General features: G+C 64.4%; 7 protein-coding genes and 2 pseudogenes. 5 read left to right on the top strand and 4 right to left on the bottom strand.

Annotated elements, in window-relative coordinates:
* Both EOA60_RS13455 and EOA60_RS13450 read right to left on the bottom strand, forming a co-directional pair.
* Positions 1-231: pseudogene (locus EOA60_RS13455) on the bottom strand (chloride channel protein); the annotation flags it as partial.
* Positions 232-552: 321 nt separating this feature from the next.
* Complete coding sequence (locus EOA60_RS13450) at positions 553-1,269, bottom strand: NAD(P)-dependent oxidoreductase (protein ID WP_095823580.1); 717 nt, start codon at positions 1,267-1,269, stop codon at positions 553-555.
* A gap of 62 nt (positions 1,270-1,331) precedes the next feature.
* Between EOA60_RS13450 and EOA60_RS13445 the strand changes: the two genes are divergently transcribed.
* A complete protein-coding gene (locus EOA60_RS13445) occupies positions 1,332-1,802 on the top strand; it encodes a MarR family transcriptional regulator (protein WP_095823405.1) in 471 nt (156 codons plus the stop codon).
* Here EOA60_RS13445 and EOA60_RS13440 read toward each other — a convergent pair.
* Positions 1,799-2,098 (bottom strand): putative quinol monooxygenase, encoded by a 300-nt coding sequence (locus EOA60_RS13440; protein WP_067002458.1) that lies wholly within the window; start codon positions 2,096-2,098, stop codon positions 1,799-1,801. The two genes, EOA60_RS13445 and EOA60_RS13440, sit on opposite strands and share 4 nt — an antisense overlap.
* 122 nt (positions 2,099-2,220) lie before the next feature.
* On the opposite strand from EOA60_RS13440, the gene flhA reads away from it, so the two are divergent.
* From flhA to EOA60_RS13425, 3 genes are read left to right on the top strand one after another with little or no spacing between them, the layout of a single operon-like run.
* Positions 2,221-4,308: a flagellar biosynthesis protein FlhA gene (gene flhA / locus EOA60_RS13435; protein ID WP_128311469.1), complete on the top strand. Its 2,088-nt coding sequence runs from the start codon at positions 2,221-2,223 to the stop codon at positions 4,306-4,308.
* The gene (gene fliR / locus EOA60_RS13430; protein ID WP_095823406.1) at positions 4,305-5,057 is read left to right on the top strand and encodes a flagellar biosynthetic protein FliR; all 753 of its coding nucleotides are present in this window, start codon (positions 4,305-4,307) and stop codon (positions 5,055-5,057) included. The genes flhA and fliR overlap by 4 nt, the downstream gene beginning before the upstream one ends.
* Before the next feature lie 5 nt (positions 5,058-5,062).
* Positions 5,063-5,446: a hypothetical protein gene (locus tag EOA60_RS13425; RefSeq protein ID WP_095823407.1), complete on the top strand. Its 384-nt coding sequence runs from the start codon at positions 5,063-5,065 to the stop codon at positions 5,444-5,446.
* 118 nt (positions 5,447-5,564) lie between these two features.
* On the opposite strand, the gene EOA60_RS13420 is transcribed toward EOA60_RS13425, so the two are convergent.
* Positions 5,565-6,152 carry a transglutaminase-like cysteine peptidase gene (locus EOA60_RS13420; protein ID WP_245322267.1) on the bottom strand — a complete coding sequence of 196 codons (588 nt, stop codon included), beginning with the start codon at positions 6,150-6,152 and terminating at the stop codon, positions 5,565-5,567.
* A 307-nt stretch (positions 6,153-6,459) separates the two neighbouring features.
* Here EOA60_RS13420 and EOA60_RS13415 point away from each other — a divergent pair.
* Positions 6,460-6,729, top strand: a pseudogene (locus EOA60_RS13415) (flagellar biosynthesis protein FlgJ); the annotation flags it as partial.

Below are 6,729 nucleotides of genomic sequence, written 5' to 3'. Positions count from 1 at the left end.
GGCCAGCGAAAACATCGCCGAAAGGCGCCCGCCCGGCTGCACGTCAAAGAGCAGGAAGTGCATGGCTTGCACCAGCGCGCTCATGCCGGTGACCAGGGCGCCCGCGATCATGCCGACCATCCCCGCCATCAGCACAATGACGATGCCGCGCGCCTCGAGCACGGGAATGGAATTGATCAGCACCGCCCGAAGCCGGCGGGCGTAGACTTGCGGTTCGTTTATGGCAGGCAACGGAGCGGCTCGCCGGTATGCGGAGGATGGATGCTGCCGCGCCTGATACGCCCGACGGCATGGAGTGGCAACCGCAATGCCGACCGCTTGTGGCGCCATTTTGGCGTTGCGTCGATTAGCGACGGTTGGGCCGGCTACCCTCGCTGCGAGAACGGGAAAATGTCACTGATCGAAGATGGTCAGCGGCCCGCAATCGTCCCTCGCGACGAGGGTCGCCAGCAGCTCCGCCGGCTCCGTTGCGCTCGCCTTCCCCGCGAACGATGCACCGTGCCCGGCGGCTCGAACCAGGTCTGTCCTTTGGCGGCAATTCCTCCGTCTGCCTCACACAGCCAGACGGAAGTCGGGCCGCCAGCCGAGTTCGCTGACGGCCTTGTCGGTCGCGACATGGCCGTTCGGCTCGGCGATGTTGAAGGCGCCCGGCGCGCCGCGCTCGACGGCAAGCAGCGCCGCATAAGCAGCGGCATCGGCCGGATCGGCCGCAATCTCAGCTCCGGTACCAGGCCCGTAGAGATGCCCATAGCGCAGCACGATGCCCGTCATGGGCTCCTCGAGAACCTGCCGTTCGAGGGCGATTACGCCGCCGACGCTGATGCCGCGGCCGCCTTCGGCGCCGCTGTCGAGCGGATCGGTTTCGGCATGCGGCTCGGGTCCGGGCGCATAGGCCCAGGCGATGCTCTGCGCGATCAGGCGACGGGCGCCGGCCGACGCCGCGGCCTCGACCAGATTGCGGGTCCCCTCGTCGCGGACGCGCGCGTTTCCGATGATGGCCTCGCCCATCTTGTTGGGATCGAGTCCGGCCGGCAGATCGGTAAGCTGATGGATCACGACCTCCGGCTTCACCTCGGCGACCGCCGCAAGCAGGTCGCCGGCATCGAACACATCGATCACCACCGGGCTGGCCCCGATCGCGCGGAGCTCCTCGGCCTTCTCGGCCCGGCGCGTTGTCGCAGCTACCTGATGGCCGGCAGCGACCAGTTGCGGGATCAGGCGGCGGCCGATCGCGCCGGAACCACCAGCAAGAAAGATGCGATAGCCCATCGTCTTCCATTCCATCTTGCGATAATATCAGAGTTCGAACAACATATAAGAGCTCTTACATCGTGCGCAAGCAGAAACCGGAAATTCCGGCCCCTGGCAAAGGCAAGCGCGGCGAGGAAGGTTATCTCGGCTACCTGCTGCGCCAGGCCGCCGGCGCCTACAGGCTGCGGGTCGAGCGGGCGCTGGATGAGTTCGGCGTCACGCAGCCGCAATTCGCGACGCTGACCATGCTGTCGGCCTATCCAGGCATCTCCAATGCCGACCTCGCCCGGCTCGCGGTGCTGACGCCGCAGACGGTGAGCGTGATCGTCGGCAATCTGGAAAAGGCCGGTTCCGTGGTCCGCAAGCCGCATGCGGTGCACGGGCGCATCCAGCACCTTGATCTTAGCGACAGCGGCCGTGCCTTGCTGAAGAAATGTCGCGAGCGGGTGCAGCGGCTTGAACGCGAGCTGACCGCCGCACTTTCGGCCAACGAAGAGCGCGCCGTCCGGCGCTGGCTGGTCGCCGTCTCGATCGCGGACACGGCCGGTTAGATCGCAGTACCCTCGCCCGCTTCATAGAGCGCCAGCTTCCGATCCCCAATGCCGAGTTCCGCCCAGCTCGCGCGCCATTCGGCTATATGCGCTGACTTGAAATGCGCCTCGAGCGCCGCACGATCCCGCCAGGCTTCCGAGACATGGATCAGGCCGGGATCGAGAACATCCTGCGCATAGGAATATGCGAGGCAGCCGGCTTCGGCGCGACTCGCTGAAATCATTCGTCCCATCGCCGGCCTTGCCTGCTCGAGCCTGTCGGGTGGCAGCCGAATCGTGCCGATGATGAGGAGCATGCGCCTTTCCTTTCGCCAGCCGGCTCAAATCCCGTAGCCCCTCTCCCACCTTCGCGCAAGCTTGACCGGTTAACGGTCGGGAGCCTGCCTTTGCACTGGGCAAGTCTGGATTCGAGGACGATATGGCGATCAGCGAAACAATCCCGTCCGGCCTGGCGGCCAAGAATGGCCGCGACGTTTTCTTCGCGCTCGGCATCGTCGTCATCCTGGCGGTGCTGTTCCTGCCGATCCCGGCCTTCCTCATCGACATCGGCCTTGCCTTCTCGATCGCGCTCTCGGTGCTGATCCTGATGGTGGCGCTCTGGATCCAGCGGCCGCTGGATTTCTCCTCCTTCCCGACCGTGCTGCTCATCGCCACGATGCTCAGGCTCTCGCTCAACATCGCCACCACGCGCATGATCCTGTCGCATGGCAATGAGGGTACGCATGCCGCCGGTTACGTCATCTCGGGCTTCTCGAAGCTGGTGATGTCGAGCGACTTCGTCATCGGCCTCATCGTCTTCATGATCCTGATCGTGGTGAACTTCATCGTCATCACCAAGGGCGCCACCCGCATCGCCGAAGTCGGTGCGCGCTTCACCCTCGACGCCATCCCCGGCAAGCAGATGTCGATCGACGCCGACCTTTCCGCCGGAATGATCGACGAGAAGACGGCGCAGCTTCGCCGCCGCGAATTGGAAGAAGAATCCTCCTTCTTCGGCTCGATGGACGGCGCGTCGAAATTCGTGCGCGGCGACCCCATCGCCGGCCTCATCATCACCGCCATCAACATCGTCGGCGGCATCGCCATCGGCTATCTGCGCCACGGCATGGGCCTCGGCCAGGCGGCCGACGTCTTCATCAAGCTGTCGGTCGGCGACGGCCTCGTCACCCAGATCCCGGCCCTCATCGTCTCGCTCGCCGCCGGCATGCTCGTCTCCAAGGGCGGCACGCGGGGCTCCGCCAATCAGGCGGTGTTCGGCCAGCTCGGCGCGCATCCGCGCGCGCTCTATGTCGCGGCCTCGCTGCTCGTCATCCTCGGCCTTATGCCCGGTCTGCCGCTATTCCCGTTCTTTGCCCTTGCCGGCGCCATGGCCGGCCTCGGCTACGTCATCCCGCTGCGCCACAACCGCGCGCTGGCGGCAGCCGAAGCGCAGAAGAACAAGGAGAAGGCCGACAAGGTCGAGGAGGAGAAGAATTCGGTCAAGGCCTCGCTTGCGACTGCCGAGATCGAGCTGCTGATCGGCAAGCAGCTCTCGACCAGGCTGCTGGTCGCGCATCAGGAGCTGGTGTTCCGCATGTCGAAGATGCGCAAGAAATTCGCCCAGCAATATGGGTTCGTGGTGCCGGAGGTGCGCGTCGCCGACGACTTCGCCATCCCGCCGAAGAGCTATCAGATCAAGGTCCACGGCACCGTCGTTGCCGAATACCAGATGCGCGTCGGCGAAATCATGGTGCTGCTTGGCACCCGCGGCGTGCCGGACATCCCCGGTGAGGAAATCCGCGAGCCGGCCTTCGGCATGCGCGCCTATTCGGTGCTGGAAACCTTCGCCGAAGATCTGAAGCGCGAGAACTACACCTTTGCCGACAACATGTCGGTCCTGCTCACCCACCTTTCCGAGGTGATCCGCAACAACCTGCCGCAGCTTCTGTCCTACAAGGACATGAAGGCGCTGCTCGAGCGGCTGGACCCCGAGTACCGCAAGCTCGCCGACGAGATCTGCACCTCGCACATCTCCTATCCCGGCCTGCAGGCGGTGCTGAAGCTTCTGCTTGCCGAGCGCGTCTCGATCCGCAACCTGCACCTGATCATCGAGGCCATCGCCGAGATCGCGCCGCATGTGCGGCGCACCGAGCAGATCGTCGAGCATGTCCGCATCCGCATGGCGCAGCAGATCTGCGGCGATCTCTCCGAGGGCGGCATGCTCAAGGTGCTGCGCCTCGGCAACCGATGGGACCTCGCCTTTCACCAGAGCCTCAAGCGGGACGCCAAGGGCGAGGTGCGCGAGTTCGACATCGATCCGCGCCAGCTCGAGGAATTCGGCCAGGACGCCACCAAGGCGATCCGCAAGCATCTCGAAGCCGGCGAGCGCTTCGTGCTGGTCACCGCGCCGGACGCGCGGCCTTATGTGCGCATGATCATCGAGCGGCTGTTCACCACGCTGCCCGTGCTCAGCCACGTCGAGATCGCCAAGGGCGTCGAAATCAAGGTGCTCGGAACGATCTCGTGAACGCGCTCTCGCAAGGCGTCGTCATCGCCGCCTTCCTCGCCTTCTGCCGCATCGGCGCCTGTTTCATGCTGATGCCCGGCCTGTCGAGCGCCCGCGTGCCTCTCCAGGTCCGGCTGTTTGTGTCGATCGCCGCCACCGGCGGCCTGCTCGCCTTCCTCTGGGACCGCATCTATCCCTATGTCGACCCGCGCCCGCAGGTTCTGGTGCCGATGATCGTTTCCGAGCTTCTGGTCGGCGGGCTGGTCGGCGCCATGACCAGGCTGTATATGGAAGCGCTGCGCTTCATGGGCTCGGCCATCGCCATGATGATCGGCTATGGCGGCTCAGGCGGCCCGGCGATCGAGGAGCCGGAGCCGCAGGCTGCGCTTGCCGCCATCATCTCGTTCTCGGCGCTGCTCCTGCTTTTCGTCTTCGACTTCGACCACGAGATCGTGCGCGCGCTGGTCGCCTCCTACACGGTTGCTCCGGTCAATGTATTCTTCAACCCGCAGGCGGCGCTGGTCGACGTCACCGACACGGTGTCGGACGCCTTCTTCCTGGTCATCCGGCTCGGCAGTCCCTTCGTCGCCTACGCCATTCTGGTCAATTTGACGATCGGCTTCGTCAACAAGCTGACGCCGCAGATCCCGGTGTATTTCATCTCGCTGCCCTTCGTCATCGCCGGCGGGCTGATCATCTTCTACTTTGCCATCGGCACCTTGCTGTCGTTGTTCGTCGACGGCTTTGTCGACCTGACGCTAGCGAGGTAGCCGCGATGGCCTCGCGCAAGGACAGACTGAAGAAGTTGGTCAAGGTGCAGGAGCAGTTGAAGGCGGTGCACGAAACTCGTCATGCCGGCTTCCTCTCCGCGGCCGCGGCGGCCGAATCGGAAGCAAAGGAACTCATCGGGCACTTCGACGCTGACAGCTCGCTGGCCGGCCTGTTCCCGGAACTTTACCATCGCCGGATTGCGAACGCGCTCGGCCAACAAAAACAGAATCTTGAAAGCGCCCGGGAGGAGGCGACGTTGATCGCCGCCGCGACCGCGCGGACCAACATGGTCGAGCGCGCCTATATGGACGCTCGCCGCCGCGACGAGCGCGAACGCTCAGACCGCGAGCGGCTGGACCTCATTGCCCAGAAGCGGGGACATGACTAGGGCAATCAGGAAAAGCATGAAACGGTTGGGCTCGGCGACGTCGCCGTGGCCTCCCATCCGGACTTGCGTCAAACCAAGGAGATAGAGCGGTGGATCCGGCGCGCGGCGAACGAGGCTGTCAGATGCCGGTCGCCGTCGTGCCGACCGACTTGGCCGCCCCGATCCGCTCCCAGCGCCTGCCATTGCCCTGCACCTGCCGGGCGAAATAGTTGTAGGGCGTGCTGGACCAATCACGGACCGCGCTGGTGAGGTTGTCGAGCACCAGGTCGCCCTCGTTGGTGCGCACCGTCAGCACCGTGTGTCCCTCGCCGTGATAGCTTGCCACGGTCAACAGCAGCGCCGAGGCCGGCCAGCCGCGCTTCATCAGTTCGAGCTTCTTCAGTATCGCGATATCCTCGCAATCGCCGGACACGGTCGGCACGCGCCAGTCGTCGTTCTTGCCGACAACGGCTCGATCACTGACCTCGGTAATGCGTGAATTGACCGAAAGGTTGATCTCGTTCAATTGCGCGCTGAGCTGAGGCCGCAGGGCGACGACCTTTGTTCCGCCGGCCGTGCTGCAGAGGCTGGGTTGGCGGCTGCAGAACGAATAGAAGGCCGGCGGTGGGAACGCCTTGCCTTTGGTTTGCATCGCCGTTCCGGCCTGGGCGGCAAATGGGCTGGCAACCGACAGCAGAAATGCGATCAGCACGACATCGCTTTTCACGATCAACGTCTCCAAGGCGTGGTCTCGAGGATGAGGGGGCGGGGTTAATTAGTCGTTTTCAAAACCCCGAATTGCGCCGGCGGCGGGGCAACACCGTTAAAATATTAATACCTGCTAAAATAAGATTTGAGCTTGTACGAAGCTACGGAGGGGTTCGGCCGAACGATCGATCGATGAGGTGACTCTCTGGCGGCGGGCGCGCCACCGCTTGGAGCGGGCTGCACTGCACCTCGCCATCCCCGCAAGCCTGCCACAAGCTTGTTGCGTCATTGTGCAACGGACATAACCGGCAAAAGGCAGTGCTTTCTTGGCGATTTCACCTCCCAGCGACATCGTGATGGACGTCGCCCGTGCGGCGGAGCCGGCCGACGTCGAGGCCGCGCGGGCAGCACTCGCGAGGCGGGCCGGCGGTGCCGGGGAGACCTTCTCGATCGACCAGACTGCCTCGGTCGAGGCGGGCTCGGTGCTCTCGCGCGCCGCTGCCGACAAGGCCGAGGCGGCAAATCCGGCTAAAAAGTTCCAGCGCTTCGAGGCGATGGTGCTGACCACTTTCATCCAGAACATGATGCCTAAGGAC

The sequence above is a fragment of the Mesorhizobium sp. M1A.F.Ca.IN.020.06.1.1 genome (assembly GCF_004023265.1).
Taxonomy (GTDB): domain Bacteria; phylum Pseudomonadota; class Alphaproteobacteria; order Rhizobiales; family Rhizobiaceae; genus Mesorhizobium.
The sequence above is the reverse complement of the archived record's forward strand: the minus strand, read 5'-3'. Positions and strand labels throughout refer to the sequence as shown.